This is a genomic window from Cupriavidus sp. CER-90 (genome assembly GCF_057652055.1).
This window is the reverse complement of record NZ_JBYGYM010000002.1, coordinates 3,231,061-3,256,208: the sequence shown is the minus strand read 5'-3', so window position 1 is coordinate 3,256,208 and position 25,148 is coordinate 3,231,061. Positions and strand designations below refer to the sequence as shown.

Sequence of the window (25,148 nt, the reverse complement as noted above, 5' to 3'; positions counted from 1 at the left end):
TTCCTTTCTACGGCGTCTCTCGCGCGGTCAGAGCACGTCCAGATCGATGAACCGCTCGGTCATCCGGTCGCCGCTGATCCACTGCGCCAGCCCGCTCTGGCGCCACAGCCCGTCGAGCGTGGCATCGAACGCGGGCGGCACATCGGCGTAACTCTCCATCCACGTCTGCAGGCCCGCTCGGGTCTCGGGCCTGCGCATCAGCGTACCACCAATTCCGGTCGCCTCGGCGACCGTTTCCATCCAGCGGTGCCAGTGCGGCAGCGCGTCAGCCGCGTGCGCATCGGGTATCTTGAAATAGACGTAGAGATGATCGCTCATGGCGGCGTTCCCGGGGCGTTCAGCTGGCCGATTCGGCCTCGTTCGGCAGCGGCACTTCGTACGGCAGCGCACGCGTGGACAGTGCCGGTCCGTTGGCGGCGCCCAGGTGCAGCGCACCGGCCGCGGCGTCGATCTTCAGTTCGGCCAGGCCGTCCCAGCCGCCCAGCGGCGACGCGGCGGCGTTGACGACCATGCCGCACGGCTGCTCGGGGTCTTCCGGACGGAAGATCTCGGCGGCGGCGGCCGGCACGGGTCCTTCGCCCTGTACGCGCCACATGCGCCGCTTGAGCGTGCCGCGATACTGGCTGCGCGCCACCACTTCCTGGCCGGGATAGCAGCCCTTGCGGAAATTCACGCCGCCCACCAGCTCGAAGTTGATCATCTGCGGCACGAACTGCTCTTGCGTCGGGGCCGCGATGCGCGGGATGCCGGCGCCAACGTCGAGCCAGTCCCAGAATGCCGGGTCGGCAGCCGCCAGCGTGGTACCCAGCGTCTGCTGCAGGGCATCGGCGCGGTCGGCGGCGGCAACCAGCTGCCAGCGCGCCTCGCCTTCGGCATCGGCGAGGCGGATCACCGTGACGCCATCGGCGTGGGCCACGGCCAGCGGGCCCTGCGGCGCGGGCAGCCCGGCCTGGCGCAGCGCGGCCTCGGCACCGGCGCCGGCCACGCCCAGTACGCGTTGCGTGGCGGACAGGTCCGACAATTTGGCCTTGGCGCGCAGCACGAACATGGTCAGGCGCTTCTGGATGGCGGGCTGGATGTCGGCCGACAACTGCAGCACGACGCCTTCGGCATCGCGCCACATCAGGAAGCTGGCCATCAGGCGCCCCTTGGGCGAGCAGTAGCCGGCCAGCCGCGCCGCATCGGCGGGCAGGTCTTCCACGGCATTGGTCAGCTGGGTGTGCAGGAAGGCAGCGGCGTCGTCGCCGGCCACGCGGATCAGGCCGAGGCCGGCGGGCGCGGTCACGATACCGGCGGCGGGCAGGGCGGCGAAGCTGTCGGCGAGGGTCGGGAATTCAGTGGCGGACATGCGGACGGTCCTGAAAATCGGATGGATGGGTAAATTGGGGGCGCAAGTGCGGAACACAACGTACGGCGACGCCGGCGCGTCCGGCGGCACGCCATCGGCGCTACGGATCACTGCGGGCCTTCAGGTGACGCCCGCCAGGTAACGCTCGGTGACACATTGGCCACAAGGCTCCCGGTATTATATGGGCCTGTCGCCATTCCGACCGGCCGCCCCCAATGATCCCGACCCGCCGGCGGGGACATGGCGGCCGGTGTTTATTCTTACGCCATGAAACGTCTGTTCCTGCGCCTGGTCGGGGTATTGCTGGTCTTTGCCATGGCCGCCGCCGGCGGCTTTGCCTGGTGGGCCCGCCAGCCGCTGGCCCTGTCCGCATCCCCCGTCGAAGTCATCATCAAGCCGAATTCCGGCGTGGCCAGCGTGGGCCGCCAGATCCAGCGCGGCGGCGTGGGCATGGACCCGCGCCTGTTCCAGTTGCTGGCCCGCGTGACCGGGCATGCCGCCGAACTCAAGGCGGGCGGATACCAGTTCGAAACCGGCGTGACGCCGCTCGATGTGATCGAAAAGCTGGCCAAGGGCGAGGTTACGCACTATGTGGTCACCGTGATCGAGGGCTGGGAATTCCGCAAGATGCGCGCGGCCGTGGATGCCAATCCGGCCCTGAAGCACGACACGCAGAACCTGTCCGATGCCGACCTGATGAAGGCCATCGGCGCGGCCGAGACATCGCCGGAAGGCATGTTCTTTCCCGATACCTACCTGTTTGCACGCGGCAGCAGCGACGTGGAACTCTACAAGCACGCCTACCGGGCCATGCAGAAGCGCCTGAACGATGCCTGGAACGCGCGCTCGCCCGACCTGCCGTACAAGACGCCGTACGAGGCGCTGGTCATGGCATCGATCGTCGAAAAGGAAACGGGCCAGGCGGCCGAGCGGCCGCTGATTGCCGCCGTGTTCGTGAACCGGCTGCGCAAGAACATGATGCTGCAGACCGACCCGACCGTGATCTACGGCATTGGCCCCGCCTTCGACGGCAACCTGCGCAAGAAGGATCTGCAGACCGACACCCCGTACAATACGTACACCCGGACCGGCCTGCCGCCGACCCCGATCGCGCTGCCAGGCCTGGCCTCGCTGGCCGCAGCCACCACGCCGGCGCCGTCCGATGCGCTGTACTTCGTGGCCCGAGGCGACGGCAGCAGCCATTTTTCCAGCTCACTCCCCGAACATAATCGCGCGGTCGACAAGTACCAGCGCGGAAAGCCCTGAATTCATGCGCGGCAGATTCATCACCTTTGAAGGCATCGACGGCGCCGGCAAGAGCACCCATATCGAATGGGTCGCCGGTCGCCTGCGCGAACGCGCAACCGTTGTCACCACCCGCGAGCCGGGCGGCACGCCGCTGGGCGAAGACCTGCGCGGCCTGCTGCTGCACCGGAAGATGGACCTGGAGACCGAGGCGCTGCTGATGTTCGCGGCACGCCGCGAGCATATTGCCGAGGTCATCGAACCGGCGCTGGCGCGCGGCGAATGGGTCATCTCCGACCGCTTCACCGACGCCACCTTTGCCTACCAGGGCGGCGGCCGTGGCCTGCCGCGCGCGCGGCTGGAAGTGCTGGAGCAGTGGGTGCAGGGCGATCTGCAGCCCGACCTGACGCTGCTGTTCGACGTGCCGCTGGAGACGGCGGCCCAGCGCCTGGCCAGTGCCCGCGAGCCGGACAAGTTCGAGGCCGAATCGCGCGCGTTCTTCGAACGCACCCGGGCCGAATACCTGCGCCGCGCGGCCGAAGCGCCGGGGCGGTTCCGCGTGATCGACGCCACGCGCTCGATCGACGATATTCGCGTGACGCTTGAAGATATCATCTCAAGTCTCTGACTTATTGGATATATATGCGCACGCTGATGTGGACGGGCACGGCTCGGACAATACATGAGACGATCGCGCTAACTGACTGATCCGGCATGCTTTATCCCTGGCAACGAGAAGACTGGCAACGGCTGGCCGCGCTACGCGACCGGCTGCCGCACGCGCTGCTGCTGCATGGGCAGCAGGGCATCGGCAAGCGCGACCTGGCGCTGCATTTCGCCCAGGGCCTGCTGTGCGAATCCCCCGTGGCCGATGGCCAGCCCTGCAACACCTGCGGCGCCTGCCACTGGTTCAGCCAGGGCAATCACCCCGATTTCACCGTGGTACGCCCCGAGGCGCTGGAAGCCGGCACGGGCGATGCCGATGGGGACGGCGAAGGCGGCGGTAGCAGCAAGAAGAAGGCGCCCAGCAAGATCATCCGCATGGAGCAGGTGCGAGGGCTGATCGAGGCCGTGGGCGTGGGCACCCATCGCGCGGGCCTGCGCGTGGTGGTGATCTACCCGCTTGACGCGCTGCAGACCGAGGGCGCCAATGCGCTGCTCAAGACGCTGGAAGAGCCGCCGCCGTCCACCGTGTTCCTGCTGGTGACCGACCGGATCGACCGCGTGCTGCCGACGATCCTGTCGCGCTGCCGGCAGTTTTCGGTGGCCCGTCCCACCCACGCCGCCGCGCTGGAATGGTTGCGCAGCCAGGGCGTGGCCGATGTCGAGGCCCAACTGGCGCTGTCGGGCGGGGCGCCGCTGACGGCCCTGCATGCGGCGGAGGCCGAGGAGCAGCCGCTGCAGCGCTTGCTGGTGGGGCAGCTCGGTGCCGGCGCCGCGTTCGATCCGCTGGCGGCGGCCGAGCAATTGCAGAAGCTGCCCGTGCCGGCCGTGCTGGGCGTGCTGCAACGCTGGACGTACGATCTGCTGGCGCTGTGCCTGGGCACCGGCGCCGTGCGCTATTTCCCGAAGGAGCAGGCCGCGCTGGGGCGCTGCGCCGGTGCCACCGATGCCCATCGGCTGCAGGGGTTTGCCGCCCGGCTGGTCAATCATCGGCGTAGCGAGAACCATCCGCTGGCGGCGCGGCTGGTCCTGGAGTCGGTTTTTCTCGATTACCGGCAGTTGTTTCGCTGAAAGCGACAAAAACGGACCGAAGCGGCCAAAAGCATAGGCATCGATGGGCACACGTGGTAAAAGTCGAGCCACGCAGTTCCCATATTCCATAGCCCGCCTAAGCGGGCAAATCACAGCAGGGGTCAAACATGAATGCACCAGTCACGATGCCGCCGCGTCCGGCGACGGCTGCGCCCGTCAATCCGGCGGGGCCTGTCACGGGCGGCGCGCCGCAGCGGCCGAATGTGCTGTCGCTGTCGATCAAGGATCAGGCGGGGCTCTACGCGGCCTACATGCCGTTCCTGGCGCGCGGCGGGATTTTTGTACCGTCGAACCGGCCGTTTCGGCTGGGCGAGCAGGTCTACCTGGTGCTTTCATTGCTGGACCGGCCGCAGAAATATCAGGTGCAGGGCACCGTGGCCTGGATTACCCCGGCCGGCACGCCGATGAAGACGCCCGGCGTGGGCGTGCATCTGCCGGACGATGACAATGGCCGCATGCTCAGGCGTGCGGTGGAAGAGCTGCTGGGCAAGACCATCGAATCGGGCCGGCCCACGCAGACCCTGTAACTTCATGTGAAATGCGAAGCCTGCTTCGCAAGTATTTGTTTTTTATGAGTCATAGCGGTTTTTCAGTGCGTCTGGCGACGCGTGACGACCTGGCTGGCATCGTCGAGATCTACAACAGCACGGTGGCGTCGCGCATGGTGACTGCCGATACGGAGCCGGTATCCGTGGCCTCGCGCGAGGCCTGGTTCGCGGCGCACCTGCCCGAACGCCGCCCGCTCTGGGTGTGCGAAGCCGCCGATGGCCGCATGGCCGGCTGGGTCAGCTTTTCCGACTTCTACGGCCGTCCTGCATACGGCGCCACGGCCGAAGTCTCGATCTACCTGCACGAGGACTTCCGGGGCCAGGGTCTGGGCCGCTTCCTGCTGGAGCAGGCCATTGCGCATGCGCCCCGGGTGGGCGTCAACACGCTGCTGGGCTTTATCTTTGGCCATAACGCGCCGAGCCTGGCCCTGTTCGAGCGCCATGGCTTCTCGCGCTGGGGCGACCTGCCGCGCGTGGCCGTGCTCGATGGCGTCGAGCGCGACCTCGTGATCCTGGGCCGCCGCCTCGGCTGAGCGCGAAGGAAATACACCATGTTTGTCGATTCCCATTGCCATATTGATTTTCCGGAACTGGCGCAGCGCCTGCCCCAGCTGCTGGAAAACATGAAGGCCAACCAGGTCACGCATGCGCTGTGCATCTCCGTGACGCTGGAGGATTTTCCGCGCGTGCTGGCGCTGGCCGAGCAGCATCCCAACCTCTACGCGTCGGTGGGGGTGCACCCCGACTACGAGGAAGATGCCGAGGAGCCGACGCTGGAGCGGCTGGTGACGCTGTCCGCCCATCCGCGCGTGGTGGGCACCGGCGAGACCGGCCTGGACTACTACCGGCTCAATGGCCGCAGCGTCGATGACATGGAATGGCAGCGCGAGCGCTTCCGCACCCATATCCGCGCGGCCCGCCAGACCGGCAAGCCGCTGATCATCCATACACGGTCGTCGGCCGACGACACGATCCGGCTCATGCGCGAGGAAAATGCGCGCGAGGCCGGCGGCGTCATGCACTGCTTTACCGAGACCTGGGACATCGCGAAGCAGGCGCTCGACGAAGGCTTCCATATCTCGTTCTCGGGCATCGTCACGTTCAAGAGCGCGGCCGACCTGCAGGAAACCGCGAAGAAGGTGCCGCTGGACCGCATGCTGATCGAGACCGATTCGCCGTACCTGGCGCCGGTGCCGTATCGTGGCAAGACCAACGAACCCGCCTGGGTACGCCATGTGGGCGAATTCATCGCCCGCCTGCGCGATGTGCCCGTGGAGGCGGTGGCGGAACAGACGACGGAAAACTTCTTCCGTCTTTTCAAGCACATAGACAGGAATGCTCATGCTTGACATCAAGATTCGACGCCTGGCATCGGCCATGGCCCTGGTGGGCCTGACCGCGATGTCGGGCTGCGCGCTGGTGCAGGCCGCACCGGCCGACGACATGCGCAAGGCCGTGGAATTCGACGACGGCAACACCGTGCAGAAGCTGCTGGCCAAGGGCGTGGACCCGAACCTGGTGGACAACCGCGGCAACCCGATGCTGGTGGTGGCGCTGCGCGAAAAGTCGAAGAAGGCGGCCACGGCGCTGATCAAGGCCAAGAACATCGACTTCGACAAGACCAACCCGGCCGGCGAGAACGCGCTGATGATGGCGGCGCTCAACGGCGATCTGGACATGATCAAGCTGATGGTCGATGGCGAGGAGGCCGAGGTCAACAAGAAGGGCTGGGCGCCGCTGCACTACGCCGCGACGAACGGGCACAACGACGTGGTCAAGTACCTGGTGGACCATGCCGCCTATCTGGACGCCGAAAGTCCGAACGGCACCACGCCCCTGATGATGGCGGCGCGCGGCGGGCACATCGAGACGGTCAAGCTGCTGCTGGACGAAGGCGCCGACATGCGCCTGAAGAACCAGCAGGGCATGACGGTGATCGACTTCGCCGAGCAGTACAACCAGAAGGAAATCGCCGACGGCCTGAAGTCGCGCTGGCAGAAGCTCTACGGGAATGTGCCGACATCGGCACCCAAGCCGAAGCCCTACGTGGCACCCAACGGCCAGCCGCAGCCCAAGGCCTATTGATCCCTGCTGATCGCATTCCCGCGCCTGCGGGGGCCGGCGTCCCGTCGCCGGCTCAGGGAAACTCGCGCTCGGAGATGGTCACCGAACGCGATGTGCCGCCCGGTACCGCGTACAGCTTGAAGACATTGCGATTGGCGCTGGTGCCGGCCGCCTCGCGGATTTCCGACAGATCGAAGCGCTCCGAGCGGAAGATCTCGCCGGTGTCGAGGCTCTGGTAGCGCAGGTCATAGGCGCCGGGTGAGATATTTTCCATCGTGAACGACGATCCGCTGCGCACGAAGCTGGTGCGCACCGGCAGCGGCGCATTGCCGTCGACGGCCACCAGTTTCAGGATCACGTCGGACGCGCTACCGGAGTTGTCGACCGTCAGCGTGGACAACCCATTTCCGTTGAGTACCGGATAGCCCGGCAGATAGCCCGAATGATCGGGCCAGGGCATGCCGCGCGGCGTCAGCGACGGCCGGGTATAGCCATGGTCGCCGGCAACCCGCTGCACGCCCGGTAACACCGATCTGACCAAGGCCGGGGGGGCGCTGGCCGGCACGGCCCGCGCGTCGTGGCTGCCCGCCGTGGCGTCGCCGGAGCCCGACCAGTCCCCCAGCATGATCACGATGATGGCGCCGATGGCCGCGTAGAGTGCGGCCGATCCGTACTTTGGCAGCGGTACGGCGGGTCCATCGGGGGCACGCTCGCGGGCGGCGCGCCGGGTGCGCTCCTGACGGTCCGGACGCGCCTTGCGTGAACGGAAGGGCGGCGCATCGGTGGGCTCCGGATCGGCGGCACGCGCCTGCTGCGCGGGGCGGGAGGCCGCCTGTCGCGCGGCCTGCTGGCGTTGCGCGGCCTGGCGCTGGGCCTGGGCCGCCGCCGCCCGCTGGGCCTGCGCCTGGCGCTGCATCCGCTCGGCCTCGCGTTTTTCCTCGGCAAGGATCCACTGGTCGTGCTCGGCGCGGCGCTCCGGGTCGCGCAGCACTTCATAGGCGGCGTTCAGCAGCCGCATGATGCGGTTCGCCTCCTCGCTGTCGGCGTGCCGGTCAGGATGATATTTCTGGCTCAAGGACTTGTAGGCGGCCCGAATCACTTCGGTCGGGGCGTCGCGTGAAACCTTGAGGTTGTCGTAGTGGGTGTGCATCAAGCAGGAAGACGCAATGGCGGTGGTCGACAACAGATAACGGCAAGTCGCCGCGAATATCAAGCGGAACGCGCGGGCCGGGCCTGGCGCCGACAAGTCTCGCGCAACCGGAAGATGGGGTCTGCGGGGTGGCGAACAAAGCCCCGCCGGGCCCGGGCGCGGCGCCCGATGTGCCGGTCTGCGTGGTGGCCGGTGGTGTTGTTTTTTGGCGGCAATATGGTCTGAATGAGCGTGGCTTTGGCATGCTGCGGGATGCGGACGCCGCAGGATCGGCGTGCCACGCAAACACCAAGACTAAAGAAATCCGGCCGCCTGCCGATAATGGCGGCCAATGATAAGAATCAGCGCGAGGGGCCGGCCGGACCAGAGCCCCGCCTGACCGGGTACGCGGGGCATGGGCTTCGCGGGCCATTTGATAGGGGCGATTGCATGCTGAGAAGAATCAAGGCGGAACAGCTGCAGATTGGCATGTTCGTGGCAAGGCTGGGCGGGCCGTGGATCAACCACCCGTTCTGGCGGTCGCGTTTTCTGGTGACGAGCGACGAGCAGGTGGAGCAGATCCAGTCCGCCAACGTGCAGGACGTCTGGATCGACATCCTCAAGGGCCGGAACCTGCCGACACCGGCAGCCCCGGAAATGATGGAGGCCGACGACGCCAGCGACGATCCCGAGGCGAGCTTCGAGGACGAACTGGAGCGTGCGCGCGAAATGATCAAGACCGGCCGCGTGCTGGTCGGCAACCTGTTCAACGACGTCCGCATGGGCCGCGCGCTCGAAACCCACGGCGCGCTGCTGCTGGTGGATTCGGCGTCGACATCGCTGTCGCGCCATTCGCAGGCGCTGCTGGCCATGGCCCGCCTCAAGGTCAAGGACGACTACACGTACCTGCATTCGTTCTCGGTCTGCGCGCTGATGATTGCCGTGGGCCGCAATCTCAAGCTGCCCGACGGCGAGGTGCGCGAACTGGGCCTGGCCGGGCTGGTGCACGATATCGGCAAGCTGACGCTGCCCGAATCCCTGCTGATGAAGGGCGGCGACCTGTCGCCGTCGGAAGAGGAGCAGATGCGCCGCCATCCGTCGGCCGGCTACCGCATCCTGAACGAAGCGCGGCTCTACACCAACATTCCGCTCGATGTCTGCGTGCATCACCATGAACGGGTGGACGGGCGCGGCTACCCGTTCGGGCTGCTGGAGCACGAGATCAGCGTCCACGCCAAGATCGCGGCCATCTGCGACACCTACGATTCGCTGACTTCGCCGCGCCCGAGCCACCCGGCGTGGTCGCCGGCGCGCGCCATGGAGTACATCGCGGTGCGCGTGGACACGCTGTTCGACCGCCGCGTGTTCAAGGCGTTTACGCGCACCATCGGCATCTACCCGCTGGGCACCGTGCTGCGGCTGCGTTCGGGCCGGCTGGCGGTAGTCTGCGGCCAGAACGAAGGCGAGCCGCTGCGCCCGCGTGTGATGGTGTTCTACTCGGTAACCGACGCCAGGCCGTTGCCGCCCGAGGTGCTGGACCTGACCCAGGCCGACGACACCGTGATCGCGTTCGAGGACGCCCGCCAGTGGGGCTTCAGCGACGAGCAGCTCATGGCGATGTACGCACCGCACGCCAAGTAGGGCGGCGCGCAGGGCGGGTCAGTCCTGCAGCACCCAGGGCGACAGCCGCAGCGCGTCGGTGACGAAGTCGTTGAAGGCACGCACGCGCGCGCTGTGGCGCAGGTCCGGATGGGTCAGCAGCCACAGCGGGGTGTCCAGCGCGGGGTCGGGCTCGGCCAGACGCACCAGCGACGCGTCGGCATCGCCCAGCATGCATAGCAGCATGCCGGCGCCCATGCCAAGCCGGACGGCCTGCGCCATGGCCACCAGGCTGTCCGCGCGCACGGCGCAGCGGTCCGGGGGCACGTTGGCCAGCGCCCAGCGGGCCTGCGCCAGATGCGCGAGGCTGTCGTCCGGCACCACCCACCAGTGGCCCGGCCAGTGCGCCTGGGCGGGCGCTTCCATCCGGTCCAGATAATCGCGCGACGCATAGGGCGCGGTCTGCAGGCGCCCCACGTGCCGGCCCAGCAGGTGCTCGGGCGGCGCCGAGGCCGGCCGCACGGCCACGTCGGCCTCGCGGCGGGTCAGGTTCAGGAAGTTGTTGTGGATCACCACCTGCAGTTCGATACGCGGATGCCGGGCCCGGAAATCGGCCAGGATCGGCATCAGCAGCCCATAGGCGAGCGTATCGGTGGTGGTCACGCGCAGCGGGCCGCCCAGTTCGGTGTCGCGCCCCGCCAGCACGCGCTGGGCGGCGTCGATCTGTTCGCCCACGCCGTCAAGCTGCCCGGCCAGCGTTTCGCCGGCCGGCGTCATCACATAGCCGCCCAGGTCTCGCGAGAACAGCCGCGTGCCCAGGTCTTCCTCCAGACGGTTCAGCCGGCGCAGCACGGTCGAATGATTGACCCGCAGCGCCCGCGCCGCCGCCGCCAGCGACCCGTGCCGGCTTACGGCCAGAAAGACGCGCAGGTCGTCCCAGTCTGCCTCCTGCATTTTTGCATTGCCTTTCCGCGATTTACGCGAATTGTTATGCCGATTTGCAGAGCCTACAGTGTGGCGGAAGGAAGGGCAACCGGGGTTGCCCGATTTGAGGAGAACACCATGGCGTGGACGCTGCTGGTCGTAGCGGGACTGATCGAGATCGTGATGGCGCTGGCGCTGAAGCACACCGATGGCTGGACGCGGCCCGGGCCGACGCTGCTGGGCATTGGCGCGGCGCTGGCCAGCATCTACCTGCTCAGCGCGGCGTTGCGGCAGCTGCCGGTGGGCACCGCCTATGCGATCTGGACCGGCATCGGGGCCATCGGCGTGACGCTGGTGGGCATCCTGTTTCTTGGCGAAAGCGCGTCGCCGGCCCGGCTGGCGCTGATCGCGCTGATCTTTGTCGGGATCGGCGGCCTGAAGCTGCTTCCGGCGTGAGACAAGTCCGAATTTGCCGGATCAGGCATGCAAAGTGTGGCGCCCGGGCGCATGGCTAGTAGACTTGTCGCCTGTTCCGAACCGATTGCCTTTGCATTGCCTTGATGACATTTGATGCCCTGCTGGACCTGTTCCAGCAACGTATTCCCGCCCATCCGTGGGCGCAGATCTCGCTGTATGTACTGGCGCTGCTGGTGATTGCCGCCATCGCGCAGTGGCTGGTGGCCCGTGTGGTGGGCCGTGTGGTGTATCGCGTGCTGAGCCTGTCGGGCAACCGCGACTGGGCGGCCGCGCTGATGCGCCACCGCACCTACCGCCGGCTGGGCTACGCGGTGTTCCTGGCCGTGATCACGGTTGGCATCAGCCAGGTGCCCGACCTGGGCAAGTTTTCGATCCTGATCGAGCGGCTGGCGCATGCCGGCACGTGGGTCAGCGTGTTCCTGATGCTGTCGGGCGTGCTCGGGGCCTGGCAGACCGTGTTTGCCAACAGCCGCCGCGCGCAGACGCGCTCGATCAAGGGGTACGTGCAGATTGCCCAGCTGGCGCTGTGGCTGGTGTGCGGCGTGCTGGTGCTGTCGATCCTGATCGACCGCTCGCCGCTGTGGATGCTGTCCGGCATCGGCGCGATCTCGGCGGTGCTGCTGCTGGTGTTCAAGGACACGCTGCTGTCGCTGGTGGCCAGTACGCAGCTGACATCGAACGACATGCTGCGCATCGGCGACTGGATCGAGATGCCGCAGTCCAATGCCGACGGCTTCGTCATGGACATCGCGCTACACACGGTCAAGGTGAAGAACTGGGACAACACCGTGACCACGGTGCCGACCTACAAGCTGTTCTCGGAGAGCTACCGCAACTACCGGCACATGTTCGAGTCCGGCGCGCGGCGCATCAAGCGTACGCTGCGCATCGACGCCACGTCGGTACGCTTTCTGGACGATGCCGAAGTGCGCGCGCTGATGCGCTTCCGGCTGCTGCACGACTACCTGGAGGTCAAGCAGCAGGAGGTGGAGCAGACCAACCGGGCGCTGCAGGGCCCGGACGCCGACCCGGTGAACCGGCGCCGGCTGACCAACCTGGGCACGTTCCGCGCCTATGGCATCGCGTTCCTGCGCGCGCATCCCGATATCCATCACGACCTGCTGCTGAACCTGCGCATGATGGAACCGGACTCGCAGGGGATTCCGATCGAGGTCTACTGCTTCAGCACGCGTACGGGCTGGATGGACTACGAGCGCATCCAGGGCGACATCTTCGACCACCTGTTCGCGATCCTGCCGGAGCTGGGGCTACGCCTGTACCAGTCGCCGTCGGGCGCAGACCTGAGCGGCCTGCGCGATTCCCCGCGCGGCGCGCATGCGGCGCTGGCCGCGGCGGCGGCCGACCCGGGCGCGCGCGAGCCGATGGCCGCGCCGACGGATCGGGCAGACCGGGTGATGTGAGGGGAGAAAACCCTCAGGCCGGGCTCAGGCCGGGCTCAGGCCTTGCGCGGCTTGACCTTGCCGGCGGCTTCCTTGGCGCGATCGCGGGCGGTTTCGACATCGGCGGCGTAGGCCAGCGCCACGCCCATGCGGCGCTTGGTGAACGACTCGGGCTTGCCGAACAGGCGCAGCTCGGTCTGCGGCACGCGCAGGGCCTCGTCCACGCCGTCGAACACGATGCCTTCGGCGTCGACGCCGCCGTAGATCACCGCGCTGGCACCCGGGGCGCGCAGGCTGGTGTCCACCGGCAGGCCCAGGATGGCGCGGGCGTGCAGCTCGAATTCGTTCTGCCACTGCGAGATCATCGTCACCATGCCGGTGTCATGCGGACGCGGGCTGACTTCGCTGAACCAGACCTGCTCGCCCTTGACGAACAATTCCACGCCGAACAGGCCCTGGCCGCCCAGGTCCGCCGTCACCGCGCGGGCGATATGCCGGGCCGTTTCCAGCGCCTTCGGGTGCATCGGGTGCGGCTGCCAGCTTTCCACGTAGTCGCCCGCCACCTGCACGTGGCCGATCGGCTCGCAGAATTGCGTTTCCACCTGGCCGTCGGCACCTACCGCGCGCACGGTCAGCAGCGTGATTTCATAGTCGAAATCGATGAAGCCTTCCACGATGACGCGGCCGTGGCTGACGCGGCCGCCGGCCATGGCGTAGTCCCACGCCGCCTTGACACCCTCGGGGCCGTCGATCTTGCTCTGGCCCTTGCCAGAGCTGCTCATGACCGGCTTGACCACGCACGGGTAGCCAATGCCGCCGTCGATGGCGGCCTGCAGTTCTTCGAGCGAATCGCAGAACTTGTACGGGCTGGTGGGCAGGCCCAGCGTTTCGGCGGCCAGGCGGCGGATGCCCTCGCGGTCCATCGTCAGGCGCGCGGCGCGGGCGGTGGGGATCACGCGGACCACGCCGGCGGCTTCCAGGGCTTCGAGCATCGGCGTGGCGATGGCTTCGATCTCGGGCACCACCAGGTCTGGGCGCTCGGCCTCGATCAGCGCCTTGAGCTGGTCGCCATCGCTCATCGTGATGGTGCGCGCGTGGTGTGCCACCTGCTGGCCCGGCGCGTTCTCGTAGCGGTCCACGGCAATGGTCTCCACGCCCAGCCGCTGCAGCGCGATCAGCACTTCCTTGCCAAGCTCGCCTGAGCCCAGCAGCATGACTTTGGTGGCGGACGGGGAGAGGGGGGTTCCAAGGGTGGTCATGACGGGGGCTCGGCGGGAAGGAAAAACCGCGATTGTATATCCTAGTACGCGATCTTCGCGCTCAGGCTGAGGGCGCGCGGGTCGGCCGGCTGGGCGTAGTTTTCGTACTGGAAGCCCCAGTAGCGCTTGTTGGTCAGGTTGGTCAGCGCCGCGCGCAGCGTCAGCTCCTTGCCGGACACGCGCGTGTTGTATGTGGCGCCGAGATTGAACACCGTGTAGCCACCCAGGTTCAGGTTGTTGGCGGCGTCGGCCTTCATCCGGCCGGTGTACTTGCCGTCCACACCTACCTTCAGGCCCGGCACGAACGGGATGCGGTAAGCCACGCGCCCGGTCAGCATGAAGTTCGGGGCGCCCGCCACGCGGTTGCCGATGTTGCTATCGCCTTCGGTGTACTCGGTGTGCAGAAACATCGCGCTGCCGCCCACTTCCCACTGCGAGCCGATCCGCGACGCGCCGGCCAGCTCCAGGCCCTGATAGACCGACTGGCCATCCTGCACGAAGGTCGGCAGCGCACCCGCGCCGTTGTCGCGCGCGAATTCGCTGCGGCGCTCGATGCGGAACAGTGCCGCGGTACCCGTCCAGATGCCCTGGTCGGTCTTGGCGCCCAGCTCGTACTGGCGGCTCCTGGCCGGCGTCAGGCCCTGGCCGGCGTTCGCGTAGTTGCTGGCCACCACGCCGCCACCGTCGAACGACTCCACGTAGCTGGCGTACAGCGTGGTGCTTGGCATCGGCTTGAACATGATCGCCGCGGTGGGCGTCAGCAGGCCGTTCCGGGTGAAGCTGGTGTCACCCGAGCCCGTGACGGTAAAGCTGTTCTGCTCGTAGTTGGTCACGCGCAGGCCGGCCAGCACCGACCACTTGTCGGTCAGGTGCATCGTGTCGCTGACAAAGGCGGCCTTCTGGGTGGTATCGCCGGCGCGGTACTTCTGGAACGCCGTATTGCTGTAGTGCACGCCCGTGTACGGACCATACAGGTTGCCGGATGCCAGCAACGGGTCGTTGAAGAAGTTGCTCGTATAGCGGTCGATCTGCTGCTGCCAGCTCACGCCGGCCACCAGCTCGTGGCGGAACTGGCCGGTGCGGAACTTGCCCTCGAGCATCGTCGTCCAGTTGCTGAACTGCTGGTTCTCGGCCCCGTCGTAGCGCGAGCTGGTGTAGTTGCCGGCAGCGTCCGACACGAAGAACGTGCTTTCGTTACGGCTGCGCGCCTGCTTGCTGAAACTGTAGGTCGTGCTGACCGTCCAGTCGGGGTTCAGGGTGTAGCGCAGGCCGGTCTGGTAGACCTGGAGGTTGGAGTAGAAATGCGTGTCCGGACCGGCGTAGAGACCGCCGCGGCCGCTGATCACGCCGGGCAGCTGGTTGCCGGCGAGGCCGCCAAAGTAGAACGACGGCGTGGCGCCCCAGGTATTGCGGTCCTGGTAGATGCTGTCGAACGTCCAGGTCAGGTCTCGCGTGAGGCGGGCGTCCAGGCCCAGCGACACCGCATTGCGGTTGATGCCGACGGCATTGGCCGGCTTGCCTTCCTCGTGCGTCACGTTCAGGCGATAGCCAAACATGTTGTCCGGGCCGGCCCGGCCGCCCACGTCCACGTGTTCGGTCCAGACATGCGACGACCGGTAGCCCAGTTCCACGCTGGCCGTGAACTGGTCGGTCGGCTTCTTCGTCACGTAGTTGACCGTGCCGCCCGGGTTGCCAAAGCCGTACATGAAGCCGGACGCGCCCTTGAGCAGTTCCACCTGTTCCAGCTGTTCGTAGGGCAGCGTAATGCCGTAGGCAATGAACGGCATGCCGTTGATCTTGAACGCGTTGCGCCAGTCCAGCTGCAGGCCGCGCACGGTTGCGTACGACGCCCAGGCGTTGTTGCCGTTGCTGTTGTCCGATACCGAGGCGTCGTTGAAGAACACGTCGCCGACCTTGGTCACCTGGCGGTCAGCCAGGTCTTCGCCGCTGACGACCGTGGTGGAAAACGGCGTGTCCAGCTGCGAACGGCTGCCCAGCGCACCGCCGGAAGCCTTTTTCTGAAGCTGCGGACCCAGATCCATGTCCTGGGTGGCGCTCACGGTCACCGACGGCAGGGCCTGTTCGGCCGGCGCGGTCTGGGCCATGGCCGTTCCGCAAAGCGGAAAGCCGGCCAGGACCGCCATGCGGGCGAAGGCGGCGAGGGGGCGGATGCGCGAGGGCGCGTGCTGGCGGCGGGGTGCCGGCGACGGACAGGACGTCATGGTGCGGGTTGGCTCGTCAATGAAAACGTAAACCGTAATACGAACGACTCGTATTACGGTATCGAGGGGCGAATGATGCCCATTGAGCCGTTGCACGGTCAAGGGAAAGCCGTGGCTTGCCCAGGGGCTTCGTCATATTTCCAACACGTCGCAGGCGGCATGCAATCCGGACAAGACAGGCGAGCCGGTCCGCTGACGGCCGGGGGGCCGGCCGGCGGTCAGCGCAGTCCGAGCAGGTCTTCCAGCGTGCGCGCCAGGGCGACCAGGCGTGGCCCGACGCGCCGCTGCACGGTGTCGAACGTGCCCGGCCGCGCCGGGACGCCGCCATTGACCACGAACCATTGGGAATCGACCGGCCTGCACAGCGGCACGGCGAAGCCGAACACGTCGTGTCGCCATTCGGCCCGGTTCGCGCAATAGCCGAGCACGTCCAGGTCCTGCCGCGCCTGGGCCAGGGCCGGTTCGGCGCGGCGCCATGCGTCGGGCGACGCCAGCCGCAGGCGGTTCAATACCGGATCGCGCAATGCGGCCGGCACGCGCCACAGCCATGCCTTGCCGATGGCGGTGGTCAGCATGGGCAGCGCCGCGCCGATATCGGGCGGCATCACCAGGTTGTCGGTCGAGCGCGCCGTCTCCACGTAGATCATCTGGGTGCGGTCGCGGATGCCCAGCGACACGGCGCCGCCTATTTCATCGGCCAGCGCCTTCATCAGCGGGCGCGCCACCTGGCGGATCTGCATGCTGGCCAGCAGCGGGTAGCCGGGCGCCAGCACCGGCGCCCCCAGGCGGTACTTGCCCAGCGCCGCCTCATGGCGCAGGTAGCCCAGCACGGCCAGCGTGTGGGTAAGCCGCGCCACCGTGGATTTCGACAGCCCGGTGCGCTGCACGAAATCGCGGTTGCCCAGCAGCGCTTCGCCGGGCCGGTAGGCCAGCAGGATGTCGATGCCGTTGGCCAGCGTGCGGGCGAACTGGCGGTCGGCCGGGTCGTCGTCCGTGGCTGGCAACGGTGGGGCGGGGTTGCCGGGGAGGATGTCGCGTGTCATGCCAGCAGCGCCTCCACGTCTGCCACCAGTTCGATCAGGCGCGGTCCCATCTCGCGTTCCAGCTTGCCTGGCCTCATGCGCGTGGCGGGCACGCCGCAATTGAACACCAGCGTTTCGCCATCGATCGGCTGCCGCATGGGCACGGCGACGGCGTGGACATCGGGCAGCCAGTCGCCGGCCGAGCGCGTGAAGCCGAGCGTCGCCAGATCGTCGATGGCAGCCGGGACGGCATCCGCATGGCGCTGCCAGTCGTCCGGCTCGGCCTCGCGCAGGCCCGCCAGCACGGTGGCGCGCAGGTCGGCCGGGGCCTGGGCCAGCCAGGCGCGGCCGATGGCCGACGCCAGCATCGGCAGCGACGCGCCAATATCGGGCCGGAACGCGATGGCGTCGTGGCCCCGGCTGGTTTCCACATAGACCATGCGCAGGCGGTCGCGCAGGCCCAGCGACACCGACCCGCCCATGCGGTCGGCCAGCGTCTTCATCAGGGGGCGGGCCACCTGGCGCACGCGCAGGCTGGCCAGCAGCGGATACCCCAGCGACAGCGCCGTCGATCCCAGCCGGTAGCGGCGCAGCCGGTCGTCATGGAGCAGCAGCCCGCGCACGGCCAGCGTGTAGGTCAGCCGGCTGATGGTGGCCTTGGACAGCCCCGTGCGCTCGGCCAGCTCCTTGTTGCTGAGCACCGTTTCGCCCACGCGGAAGCACTGCAGCAGGGCCAGACCGTGCGCCAGCGTGGTGGCGAAGGCCGGATCGGGATGGTGGCGGGGGGATTTGGGTGCGGGCATCGGGTTGTCATCCTACCGAAGCCAGTATGGCGCCGGATCGTCTGGCGTTCAAGATAGCGAAACAATGATGCCGGCATATCGAAGCGGGCGGTACGCTTGGGTCCATCACAAGACAAGAGATCGAGGGAGCGAGACGATGATTCGTGATCCGGACGTATTCCAGCCGTTCCTGCAGTCGCTGCGCCGTTTCGTGCGCGAGCGGCTGGTGCCGCGCGAAGCCGAGGTGGCCGCGCGCGACCTGGTGCCCGAGGACGTGGTGGACGCCATGGCCGCGCAGGGCATGTTCGGCTACTCGATTCCGGAGGAATACGGCGGCGCGGGCATGACCACCGAGGAACTGGTGCTGGCCGCGATGGAGCTGTCCCAGTGTTCGGTAGCCTTCCGGGCCCGTGTGGGCACCAATACCGGGATCGGCTCCGAGGCCCTGGTGGCCGACGGCACGCCCGAGCAGAAGGCGCGCTACCTGCCGCTGCTGGCCAGCGGCGAGCTGACCGGGTCTTTCGCGCTGACCGAGCCCGACGCGGGCTCCGACGCCACGGCGCTCAAGACGACGGCCGTGCGCGATGGCGATCACTACATCCTGAACGGCACCAAGTGCTTCATCACCAATGCGCCCATTGCCGGGCTCTTCACGGTGATGGCGCGCACCGATCCGGACAAGGCCGGCGCGGGCGGCATCTCGGCGTTTATCGTGCCGCGCGGCACGCCGGGGCTCGGCACCGGGCAGCCGTACCAGAAGATGGGGCAGGCCGGATCGCCGGTGTCCGAAGTCTATTTCAACGATTGCCGTGTGCCGGCCGCCAACCTGATCGGCGGCGAGGAAGGCCAGGGTTTCAGGACGGCGATGAAGGTGCTGAACAAGCAGCGCATCCACCTGGCCGCGCTGTGTACCGGACCGGCCATCCGCATGCTCGACGATGCGGTGCGGTTCGTCACCGAGCGCAAGCAGTTTGGGCAGGTGCTGGCCGACTTCCAGCTGGTGCAGGCCATGATCGCCGACTGCCAGACCGATATCCACGCGGCCCGCGCGCTGATCCTGGACACGGCGCGCAAGCGCGACGACGGGCAGGACGTGACGATGGAGGCGTCGATCTGCAAGTATTTTGCGTCGGAGATGTGCGGCCGCGTGGCCGACCGCTGCGTGCAGCTGTTTGGCGGCTATGGCTATATCGCCGACTACGGCATCGAGCGTTTCTACCGCGACGTGCGACTGTTCCGGCTGTACGAGGGCACCAGCCAGATCCACCAGCTCAATATTGCCAAACGCACGTTCGCGCAGGCCGGCAACCGCTGAGCGGCAGCCGTACCACGGATCAAGACGGAGACACCATGTTCAAGCCCATCCTGATTGCCGCCGGCCTGGCGTGCGGCATGGCCCTGATGCCGATGATGCCGGCCCACGCGGCCGACGCCGATGCGAAATATCCCAGCAAGGTCATCCGCCTGGTGGTGCCGTTCGCGCCGGGCGGGTCCACCGACATCGTCGCGCGGCTGATTGCCGAGCCGTTGCGCGAGGAACTGGGCCAGACCGTGATCGTCGAGAACCGGCCCGGCGCGGGCGGCAATATCGGCGGCGATATCGTGGCCAAGGCCGCGCCGGACGGCTACACGCTGCTGATGGCCGCCGCCGGGCAGATCGCCATCAACCCGAGCCTGTACGCGAAGATGAGCTACGACCCCGCGCGCGACCTGGCGGCCGTCACGATGATTGCCCGCGACCACAACATGATGGCGGTCAACGCGTCGCTGCCGGTCAGGAACGTCAAGGAGTTCGTCGCCTATGCCCGCGCGCATCCGAACCGGATCACCTTCGGCTCGCCCGGCAACGGCAGCCCGGCGCAACTGGCGGGCGAACTGCTGAACCAGACCGCCGGCCTGAAGATGCAGCATGTGCCGTACAAGGGGAGCGGCCCGGCCGTGGCCGACCTGATCGCCGGCCATATCACGCTGATGATCGACAACATGCCGGCCATCTGGCCGCACGTGCAATCGGGCAAGCTGCGGGCACTGGCGGTGACCAGCGAGAAGCGCGCCTCGGGTGCGCCAGACGTGCCCACCGCCGAGGAAGCCGGGCTCAAGGGCTACGTGGTGACGGCGTGGAAGGGGCTGATGGTGCCGGCCCCTACGCCGCGCCCGATCGTCGATCGCCTGAACCAGGCCATGGTCAAGGTACTGGCGCGGCCCGAGATCCGCAAGCGGCTGATCGAACAGGGTGCCGAGCCGGTAGGCAATTCGCCCGAGCAGTTCGCGCAGCAGATCCGGACCGATACCGCCTGGTGGGCGGCCCTGGTGAAATCCACCGGTACCACGCTGGACTGACGATGACGCACGCCTCCACCCATACATCCCCGCACGCATCCCCGCACGCCGGCCAGGGCCCGCTGGCCGGCATCCGCATCCTCGACATGGCCACGGTGCTGGCCGCGCCGTTTTCCAGCACGCTGTGCGCCGACATGGGCGCCGAGGTGGTCAAGCTGGAACTGCCCGACGGCAGCGACCCGCTGCGCGGCCTGGCGCCGGTCAAGGGTGATCTGGCGCTGTACTGGAAGGTCACGAATCGGGGCAAGCGCGGCATCACGCTCGATGTGCGCAAGCCGGCCGGCCGTGCATTGTTCCTGAAGCTGCTGCCCGACTTCGACGTGCTGGTCGAGAACTTCCGCACCGGCACGCTCGACCGCTGGGGCCTGGACCTGGCCACGCTGCATCAGGCCAATCCCCGGCTGACGGTGCTGCGCCTGACCGGCTTCGGCCAGACCGGCCCCTACGCGCAGCGCGCCGGGTTTGCGCGGATCTTCGAGGCAATGAGCGGGTTCACGAACCTGACCGGCGAACCCGGCGGCGCGCCGCTGCACATGAACTATCCGATGGGCGACATGGTGGCCGGCCTGTTTGGCGCGTTTGCCATTGCCAGCGCCATGGCCGAGCGCCGCCGCGCGGGCAACGCGTCCATGCCGGGCCAGGAGATCGACCTGGCGGCCACCGAGGCGCTGTTCCGCGTGCTGGAACCGCTGGCCGTCGAATACGAGCAACTGGGCCAGGTGCGCGAGCGCGCCGGCAACCGGGCCACGTACACGGCGCCGTCGAACATGTACGCGACGGCTGACGGCCAGTGGGTGTCGCTGGTGGCCTCGTCGGGACCGATCTTCCGGCGGCTGTGCCAGGCCATCGGCCAGCCGGCCATGGCCGACGATGCGCGCTTTGCCACCAATCCGTCGCGCGTGCGGCATCTGGACGCGCTGGACGCCGCCATCCAGGCCTGGTTCGCGGCGCATGCCTACACGGACGTGGCGCAGGCGCTGGCCGCGCACGAGATTCCGTTCAGCAAGATCTTCTCGATTGCCGATATCGTCGACGATCCGCACTTCCAGGCGCGCCAGGCCATCGTGCGGCTGCCCGATCCGGATCTGGGCACGATTCCGGCGCCCTGCGTGGTGCCAAGGTTTTCCGGGCATGCGCCGGCCCCGGCGCGCAGCGGGCCGGGCGTCGGCGAACACAATGGCGAGGTGTATGGCGCGCTGGGGCTGACCGCCGACGATATCGACGGGCTGAAGCGCGACGGGGTGGTCTGAGGCAGGCTGCCGGGGGGAAGAGCGGCGGTCAGGCGTCGATCACCCGCCGCGCGAACCGTTCCAGATAGTCCATCAGCAGGTCGGCGCCGCGCGCGGCTTCGGCCTCGTTGCCGCTCGCGATGGCGCTGGCCATCGCCTGGTGCGCCTGGGCGCCCTCGGCAATTTCGCCTTCGTGCTGGTAGGCGTACCAGAAGCGGCGGCACTGCACGATCAGCGGGATCACGGCCTTCACAGCCGACCGGTTGCGGCAGGCGGCATGGTTGACGTGGTCCAGCGCCTGGTCGGCGGCCATGTATTCGTCCAGGTTGCCGCGCTGGGCCGCCTTGACCATCTTCTGGGCGCTGGCCAGCAGCGCCTTGCGCTGGGCGTCGGTGGCGCGCCGCGCGGCGCTGGCGGCGATCAGCCGTTCCAGCACGCGCCGGGTGGCAATCACGTCCAGGTGGTCCATCACGTCGATGGTCGACACCATCAGGCCGCGCCGCGGCTGCTGCACGATCAGGCCCATCGACACCATGCGCATCAGCGCCTCGCGCACCGGCGTGCGGCCCAGTTCGGTCATCTCGGCCAGTTCGGCCTCCACCACGGGGCTGCCGGGCGCGATCTCCAGCTTCGAGATCATGGTCTCGATCCGGTCATAGGCGATATCGGCGGCGCGGCGCTTGCCGGTTTCCGGCGCGTGTGCGGTCGTACCCAGGGAACTGGAAGCGTTAGGCATCTCAAACGAAGGAGCGGGGCCCGCCAGCCGGCGGGGCTGGCGGTGGCCGTCATTATGCCGCAGGCGGGCGGTGCGTCAGAGCGTGGCGCCGATCTTGCGCAACTCGGGGATGGCCGGGGCCTTGGCCACCCAGAGTTCATCGAACTTCTTCACGACCGGCTGCGGGTCGTAGCTCGATGCGCTCTTGAATGCCACCGACGACTGCTTGAGCTTGTCCACCAGGCCGGCTTCGGTGGTCACGATGTCGTTGATCTGCGCCGTCAGCGCCTGGTTGACCAGTTGCCGCACCAGGTCGCGGTCCCGGGCATCGAGCCCGGCCCAGATGCGGCCCGACACCAGCGGCGCGAACGGCATGAACAGCGCGTTCATCGGCAGCAGCGCCTTCGAGATCTTGTCGTACCGCTGGTTCCAGGACAGTTCGATGTCGGCTTCCAGTCCGTCCACCTGGCCGTTGGTCATGGCGTCGAACACGGCCGGGGTGGGGATCGGCGTGGGCGCGGCCCCCAGCATCGAATAGAAGTCGCGGTAGACCGGCGTGGGGTTGATCCGCAGCTTCATGCCCTTGAGGTCGTCGGGCGAGCCGATGTCCCTGGTGGCGAACACCACGCGCATGCCCGTGATGCCCCAGCCCAGGCCGATGGTGCCGGTCTCGCGCGGCAGCGCATCGAGCAGCTTCAGCGCGGCCGGCGTGCGCACCAGCCTGGCCACGCTGGCCGTGGAGCGCACCAGATAGGGCGCGTTGATGGCGGCCACGCTCGATACCCGCGAGCCCAGTTCGGCGGCCTGGATCCAGCCCATGTCGAGCGCGCCCGACTGCAGCTGCTGCATCATGGCCGATTCGTTGCCAAGCTGGCCCGAGTGGAACACCGTGACGCTGAGCCGGCCGTCGGTTTCCTTCTTCAGCGATTCGCCGAATGCCACGGCGGCGCGGTTCCAGGAATGCCCGGCCGGCGTGATCAGGCCCAGGCGGAATTCCCTGGTGGTAGCGGCGCGCGTGGCTGACGTGATCACCAGCGGCGCGGCGGCGGTGGCCAGCGCGGTGGTCTTCAGAAAGCGGCGGCGGGTGAAGTGGGACATGGCAGGCTCCTGTACGTTTCGGGGGATGTCGAGGGGGGGTGGGAAGGGGAAACGGCTACTTCAGCAGCCCGATGGACAGGCTCGGGAACAGCGACAGCAGCACCAGTCCAACGCAGCTGATCAGGAAGAAGGGCAGGGTGATCATGAACATCTTGCCGGGCTTGGCGCCGGTGACGGCCGACGCCACGAAGAAGCTGAGCCCCACGGGCGGCGACATCAGCCCCAGCACCAGGTTGATCACGATGACCACGCCAAAGTGGCGCGGGTCGATGTGATAGACCTCGGTCGCCACGGGCAGCAGGATCGGCACGGTCATGATCAGGCCCGGAATGCCGTCGATGACGGTGCCGATGATCAGCAGGATGACGTTGGCCAGCAGCAGGAAGGCAATCGGGCTGTGCGCCACGGTCTGGATCCAGGTGGCCACCATCTGCGGGATCTTCCCGTAGATCAGCAGCCACGAGAACACGGCCGCCGCCGCCACCAGGAACAGCACGATGGCCGAGTAGATGGCCGAGCGCAGCAGGATGGCCGGCAGTGTGCGCATGTCGAATTCCTTCGTCACATAGCGCCCTACCAGCGCCGCGGCCAGCGCGCCCACGGCGGCGGCCTCGGTGGGATTGGCCAGGCCGGCCAGGATCGAGCCGACGATGACGATCGGGATCAGCAGCGTCGGGCTGGCCTGCAGCACGGTGGTCGCGCGCTCGCGCAGCGTCTGGTGGGCGCTGCGCGGGTAGTTGTAGAACATCCCCATGATGGCGATGATCACGAAGAACAGCAGTGTCAGCAGCACGCCGGGCAGGATGCCGGCGATCAGCATGTCGCCCACCGCCACCTGGGCCAGCACGCTGTAGACCACGAACATCACCGACGGCGGAATGATGGGGCCGAGCATGCCGCCGTAGACGGTCAGGCCCGCCGCGAAGGTCTTGTCGTAGCCCTGTTTTTCCATCTCGGGCACCATGACCTGCGCCATGATGGCCACCTGCGCGGTGGCCGAGCCGATGATCGACGACACCAGCATGTTGGCCAGGATGTTCACGTAGGCCAGGCCGCCCTTGACCGAGCCGACGAAGGCCATCGACAGGTCCACCAGCCGGCGCGTGATGCCGCCGCTGTTCATGATTTCGCCGATCAGGATGAACAGCGGGATGGCGATCAGGCCATAGCTGTCCACGCCGGCGAACATCTGCGTGGGAAACGACTGCAGCAGCACGGTGTCGCCGGTGCTGAAGATGAAGGCCAGCCCGGACAGGCACAGGCAGATGCCGATGGGCACGCCGGCCAGCATCACGGCGCAGAAGAAGAAGGTGGTGGTCATGGCTTCAGTTCACCGATTCGGCATCGCCGACGTGGAACTCGGGGTACGCCCGGCGCGGCGCCAGGTCCAGGTCTTCGAGCAGGTTGGCCAGCGCATGCAGGCTCAGCGTCAAGGCGAACAACGGCATGATCAGCTGCAGCACCCACATCGGCCATTCCAGCGTCTGCGTGTGCTCCGTGTAGAGGAAGTTGAACGACTGGGCCGCGTATTCCCGGGCGTCGAAGTGGAAATTGGCGATGCCGACCGGGTCCATCCACAGCCAGCACATGGCGATCATGGCCACGCCGAACACCAGCACGCCGCCCGTGGCGATGACCTTGGCGGCCTTCTGCAGCCGGGGCGGCAGCTGCTCGGTCAGCAGCCCCACCGCGAAATCCAGGCGCAGGCGCGTCATGACCGATGCGCCGACGAAGGTCAGCCACACCACCGCGTAGACCGATGCCTCGTCCACCCAGTACAGCGGCAGGCCGGCGTAGCGCGTGGCCACGTTCAGCAGGATCAGCAGCACCAGCAGGGTCATCAGCCCGCCAAGCGCCAGGCGCTCCACGGCCAGCACGGCGTCGGAGGCGCGCAGCACCCAGCGCACCGGGCGCGCCACGGGTGGGCTGGCGGGCGCTGCGTCCGCCGTGATCGAGGAGAGGTCGGGCATGGCTGTAATGCTCCTGTGCGTG

Annotated in this window: 25 protein-coding genes; 13 read left to right on the top strand and 12 right to left on the bottom strand. The window is 67.7% G+C overall.

All coding sequences use genetic code 11. The features are described 5' to 3' along the window. Positions 1–27 precede the first annotated feature (27 nt). Positions 28–318: a DUF4936 family protein gene (locus tag AC24R4_RS25430; protein ID WP_092595675.1), complete on the bottom strand. Its 291-nt coding sequence runs from the start codon at positions 316–318 to the stop codon at positions 28–30. A gap of 19 nt (positions 319–337) precedes the next feature. Then, positions 338–1,348: a CAF17-like 4Fe-4S cluster assembly/insertion protein YgfZ gene (ygfZ, locus tag AC24R4_RS25425; protein WP_400394224.1), complete on the bottom strand. Its 1,011-nt coding sequence runs from the start codon at positions 1,346–1,348 to the stop codon at positions 338–340. Between the two features lie 267 nt (positions 1,349–1,615). Here ygfZ and mltG point away from each other — a divergent pair, with 267 nt between their 5' ends. The 7 genes from mltG (at position 1,616) to AC24R4_RS25390 (ending at position 6,981) form a co-directional block, all read left to right on the top strand. Further along, positions 1,616–2,614, top strand: coding sequence for an endolytic transglycosylase MltG (gene mltG / locus AC24R4_RS25420; RefSeq protein ID WP_400394226.1), 999 nt, complete (start codon positions 1,616–1,618; stop codon positions 2,612–2,614). A gap of 4 nt (positions 2,615–2,618) precedes the next feature. After that, positions 2,619–3,221, top strand: coding sequence for a dTMP kinase (gene tmk / locus AC24R4_RS25415; protein WP_400394227.1), 603 nt, complete (start codon positions 2,619–2,621; stop codon positions 3,219–3,221). Between the two features lie 86 nt (positions 3,222–3,307). Continuing rightward, positions 3,308–4,327, top strand: coding sequence for a DNA polymerase III subunit delta' (locus AC24R4_RS25410; RefSeq protein WP_400394229.1), 1,020 nt, complete (start codon positions 3,308–3,310; stop codon positions 4,325–4,327). A gap of 146 nt (positions 4,328–4,473) precedes the next feature. Next, positions 4,474–4,875, top strand: a complete 402-nt coding sequence (locus AC24R4_RS25405; RefSeq protein ID WP_400394236.1) for a PilZ domain-containing protein — start codon at positions 4,474–4,476, stop codon at positions 4,873–4,875. Between the two features lie 44 nt (positions 4,876–4,919). After that, positions 4,920–5,429: a GNAT family N-acetyltransferase gene (locus AC24R4_RS25400; protein WP_400394231.1), complete on the top strand. Its 510-nt coding sequence runs from the start codon at positions 4,920–4,922 to the stop codon at positions 5,427–5,429. 18 nt (positions 5,430–5,447) lie between these two features. Next, positions 5,448–6,245, top strand: coding sequence for a TatD family hydrolase (locus AC24R4_RS25395; protein WP_153948220.1), 798 nt, complete (start codon positions 5,448–5,450; stop codon positions 6,243–6,245). Next, positions 6,238–6,981, top strand: a complete 744-nt coding sequence (locus AC24R4_RS25390) for an ankyrin repeat domain-containing protein (protein WP_400394234.1) — start codon at positions 6,238–6,240, stop codon at positions 6,979–6,981. The genes AC24R4_RS25395 and AC24R4_RS25390 overlap by 8 nt, the downstream gene beginning before the upstream one ends. Before the next feature lie 52 nt (positions 6,982–7,033). On the opposite strand, the gene AC24R4_RS25385 is transcribed toward AC24R4_RS25390, so the two are convergent. Then, the gene (locus tag AC24R4_RS25385; RefSeq protein ID WP_487523985.1) at positions 7,034–8,110 is read right to left on the bottom strand and encodes a J domain-containing protein; all 1,077 of its coding nucleotides are present in this window, start codon (positions 8,108–8,110) and stop codon (positions 7,034–7,036) included. A gap of 429 nt (positions 8,111–8,539) precedes the next feature. Between AC24R4_RS25385 and AC24R4_RS25380 the strand changes: the two genes are divergently transcribed. Then, positions 8,540–9,730: an HD-GYP domain-containing protein gene (locus AC24R4_RS25380; protein ID WP_400396608.1), complete on the top strand. Its 1,191-nt coding sequence runs from the start codon at positions 8,540–8,542 to the stop codon at positions 9,728–9,730. 18 nt (positions 9,731–9,748) lie between these two features. Here AC24R4_RS25380 and AC24R4_RS25375 read toward each other — a convergent pair whose 3' ends face one another. Further along, on the bottom strand, positions 9,749–10,642 hold the full coding sequence (locus AC24R4_RS25375; protein WP_487523821.1) for a LysR family transcriptional regulator: 894 nt from the start codon (positions 10,640–10,642) through the stop codon (positions 9,749–9,751). 108 nt (positions 10,643–10,750) lie between these two features. Between AC24R4_RS25375 and AC24R4_RS25370 the strand changes: the two genes are divergently transcribed. Together AC24R4_RS25370 and AC24R4_RS25365 are read left to right on the top strand one after the other, a co-directional pair. Further along, positions 10,751–11,068: a DMT family transporter gene (locus tag AC24R4_RS25370; RefSeq protein WP_153948225.1), complete on the top strand. Its 318-nt coding sequence runs from the start codon at positions 10,751–10,753 to the stop codon at positions 11,066–11,068. Between the two features lie 104 nt (positions 11,069–11,172). Beyond that, on the top strand, positions 11,173–12,510 hold the full coding sequence (locus tag AC24R4_RS25365; protein ID WP_153948226.1) for a mechanosensitive ion channel family protein: 1,338 nt from the start codon (positions 11,173–11,175) through the stop codon (positions 12,508–12,510). Positions 12,511–12,545: 35 nt separating this feature from the next. Here the strand turns inward: AC24R4_RS25365 and purT are convergent, their stop codons facing one another. The 4 genes from purT to AC24R4_RS25345 form a co-directional block, all read right to left on the bottom strand. Beyond that, positions 12,546–13,748, bottom strand: coding sequence for a formate-dependent phosphoribosylglycinamide formyltransferase (purT, locus tag AC24R4_RS25360; protein WP_400395221.1), 1,203 nt, complete (start codon positions 13,746–13,748; stop codon positions 12,546–12,548). A gap of 41 nt (positions 13,749–13,789) precedes the next feature. Next, on the bottom strand, positions 13,790–15,970 hold the full coding sequence (locus AC24R4_RS25355) for a TonB-dependent siderophore receptor (protein ID WP_487523820.1): 2,181 nt from the start codon (positions 15,968–15,970) through the stop codon (positions 13,790–13,792). A 218-nt stretch (positions 15,971–16,188) separates the two neighbouring features. Further along, positions 16,189–17,013, bottom strand: a complete 825-nt coding sequence (locus tag AC24R4_RS25350) for an IclR family transcriptional regulator (protein WP_487523819.1) — start codon at positions 17,011–17,013, stop codon at positions 16,189–16,191. Beyond that, entirely contained in the window at positions 17,010–17,795 is a 786-nt protein-coding gene (locus tag AC24R4_RS25345) for an IclR family transcriptional regulator (protein ID WP_400395182.1), read from the bottom strand. The genes AC24R4_RS25350 and AC24R4_RS25345 overlap by 4 nt, the downstream gene beginning before the upstream one ends. Before the next feature lie 136 nt (positions 17,796–17,931). Between AC24R4_RS25345 and AC24R4_RS25340 the strand changes: the two genes are divergently transcribed. From AC24R4_RS25340 to AC24R4_RS25330, 3 genes are read left to right on the top strand one after another with little or no spacing between them, the layout of a single operon-like run. After that, a complete protein-coding gene (locus AC24R4_RS25340; protein WP_400395180.1) occupies positions 17,932–19,089 on the top strand; it encodes an acyl-CoA dehydrogenase family protein in 1,158 nt (385 codons plus the stop codon). 35 nt (positions 19,090–19,124) lie between these two features. Continuing rightward, complete coding sequence (locus tag AC24R4_RS25335; protein WP_400395177.1) at positions 19,125–20,114, top strand: Bug family tripartite tricarboxylate transporter substrate binding protein; 990 nt, start codon at positions 19,125–19,127, stop codon at positions 20,112–20,114. Between the two features lie 2 nt (positions 20,115–20,116). After that, positions 20,117–21,364, top strand: coding sequence for a CaiB/BaiF CoA transferase family protein (locus tag AC24R4_RS25330; RefSeq protein ID WP_487523818.1), 1,248 nt, complete (start codon positions 20,117–20,119; stop codon positions 21,362–21,364). 28 nt (positions 21,365–21,392) lie between these two features. Here AC24R4_RS25330 and AC24R4_RS25325 read toward each other — a convergent pair whose 3' ends face one another. The 4 genes from AC24R4_RS25325 to AC24R4_RS25310 form a co-directional block, all read right to left on the bottom strand. Beyond that, complete coding sequence (locus AC24R4_RS25325) at positions 21,393–22,079, bottom strand: GntR family transcriptional regulator (protein WP_487523817.1); 687 nt, start codon at positions 22,077–22,079, stop codon at positions 21,393–21,395. A 75-nt stretch (positions 22,080–22,154) separates the two neighbouring features. Continuing rightward, positions 22,155–23,156, bottom strand: a complete 1,002-nt coding sequence (locus AC24R4_RS25320) for a TRAP transporter substrate-binding protein (RefSeq protein ID WP_487523816.1) — start codon at positions 23,154–23,156, stop codon at positions 22,155–22,157. Between the two features lie 55 nt (positions 23,157–23,211). Further along, positions 23,212–24,477, bottom strand: coding sequence for a TRAP transporter large permease (locus AC24R4_RS25315; RefSeq protein ID WP_400395633.1), 1,266 nt, complete (start codon positions 24,475–24,477; stop codon positions 23,212–23,214). A gap of 4 nt (positions 24,478–24,481) precedes the next feature. After that, positions 24,482–25,126: a TRAP transporter small permease gene (locus AC24R4_RS25310; RefSeq protein WP_400395632.1), complete on the bottom strand. Its 645-nt coding sequence runs from the start codon at positions 25,124–25,126 to the stop codon at positions 24,482–24,484. Positions 25,127–25,148 lie beyond the last annotated feature (22 nt).

Coding starts and splice junctions, on each gene's coding strand:
- tmk (WP_400394227.1), top strand. CDS start 2,619: ATGCGCGGCAGATTCATCACCTTTGAAGGCATCGACGGCGCCGGCAAG.
- AC24R4_RS25310 (WP_400395632.1), bottom strand. CDS start 25,126: ATGCCCGACCTCTCCTCGATCACGGCGGACGCAGCGCCCGCCAGCCCA.
- mltG (WP_400394226.1), top strand. CDS start 1,616: ATGAAACGTCTGTTCCTGCGCCTGGTCGGGGTATTGCTGGTCTTTGCC.
- AC24R4_RS25340 (WP_400395180.1), top strand. CDS start 17,932: ATGATTCGTGATCCGGACGTATTCCAGCCGTTCCTGCAGTCGCTGCGC.
- AC24R4_RS25385 (WP_487523985.1), bottom strand. CDS start 8,110: ATGCACACCCACTACGACAACCTCAAGGTTTCACGCGACGCCCCGACC.
- AC24R4_RS25390 (WP_400394234.1), top strand. CDS start 6,238: ATGCTTGACATCAAGATTCGACGCCTGGCATCGGCCATGGCCCTGGTG.
- AC24R4_RS25405 (WP_400394236.1), top strand. CDS start 4,474: ATGCCGCCGCGTCCGGCGACGGCTGCGCCCGTCAATCCGGCGGGGCCT.
- AC24R4_RS25365 (WP_153948226.1), top strand. CDS start 11,173: ATGACATTTGATGCCCTGCTGGACCTGTTCCAGCAACGTATTCCCGCC.
- purT (WP_400395221.1), bottom strand. CDS start 13,748: ATGACCACCCTTGGAACCCCCCTCTCCCCGTCCGCCACCAAAGTCATG.
- AC24R4_RS25325 (WP_487523817.1), bottom strand. CDS start 22,079: ATGCCTAACGCTTCCAGTTCCCTGGGTACGACCGCACACGCGCCGGAA.
- AC24R4_RS25355 (WP_487523820.1), bottom strand. CDS start 15,970: ATGACGTCCTGTCCGTCGCCGGCACCCCGCCGCCAGCACGCGCCCTCG.
- AC24R4_RS25320 (WP_487523816.1), bottom strand. CDS start 23,156: ATGTCCCACTTCACCCGCCGCCGCTTTCTGAAGACCACCGCGCTGGCC.
- AC24R4_RS25345 (WP_400395182.1), bottom strand. CDS start 17,795: ATGCCCGCACCCAAATCCCCCCGCCACCATCCCGATCCGGCCTTCGCC.
- AC24R4_RS25315 (WP_400395633.1), bottom strand. CDS start 24,477: ATGACCACCACCTTCTTCTTCTGCGCCGTGATGCTGGCCGGCGTGCCC.
- AC24R4_RS25410 (WP_400394229.1), top strand. CDS start 3,308: ATGCTTTATCCCTGGCAACGAGAAGACTGGCAACGGCTGGCCGCGCTA.
- AC24R4_RS25380 (WP_400396608.1), top strand. CDS start 8,540: ATGCTGAGAAGAATCAAGGCGGAACAGCTGCAGATTGGCATGTTCGTG.
- AC24R4_RS25330 (WP_487523818.1), top strand. CDS start 20,117: ATGACGCACGCCTCCACCCATACATCCCCGCACGCATCCCCGCACGCC.
- AC24R4_RS25370 (WP_153948225.1), top strand. CDS start 10,751: ATGGCGTGGACGCTGCTGGTCGTAGCGGGACTGATCGAGATCGTGATG.
- AC24R4_RS25400 (WP_400394231.1), top strand. CDS start 4,920: ATGAGTCATAGCGGTTTTTCAGTGCGTCTGGCGACGCGTGACGACCTG.
- AC24R4_RS25335 (WP_400395177.1), top strand. CDS start 19,125: ATGTTCAAGCCCATCCTGATTGCCGCCGGCCTGGCGTGCGGCATGGCC.
- AC24R4_RS25430 (WP_092595675.1), bottom strand. CDS start 318: ATGAGCGATCATCTCTACGTCTATTTCAAGATACCCGATGCGCACGCG.
- AC24R4_RS25350 (WP_487523819.1), bottom strand. CDS start 17,013: ATGACACGCGACATCCTCCCCGGCAACCCCGCCCCACCGTTGCCAGCC.
- AC24R4_RS25375 (WP_487523821.1), bottom strand. CDS start 10,642: ATGCAGGAGGCAGACTGGGACGACCTGCGCGTCTTTCTGGCCGTAAGC.
- ygfZ (WP_400394224.1), bottom strand. CDS start 1,348: ATGTCCGCCACTGAATTCCCGACCCTCGCCGACAGCTTCGCCGCCCTG.
- AC24R4_RS25395 (WP_153948220.1), top strand. CDS start 5,448: ATGTTTGTCGATTCCCATTGCCATATTGATTTTCCGGAACTGGCGCAG.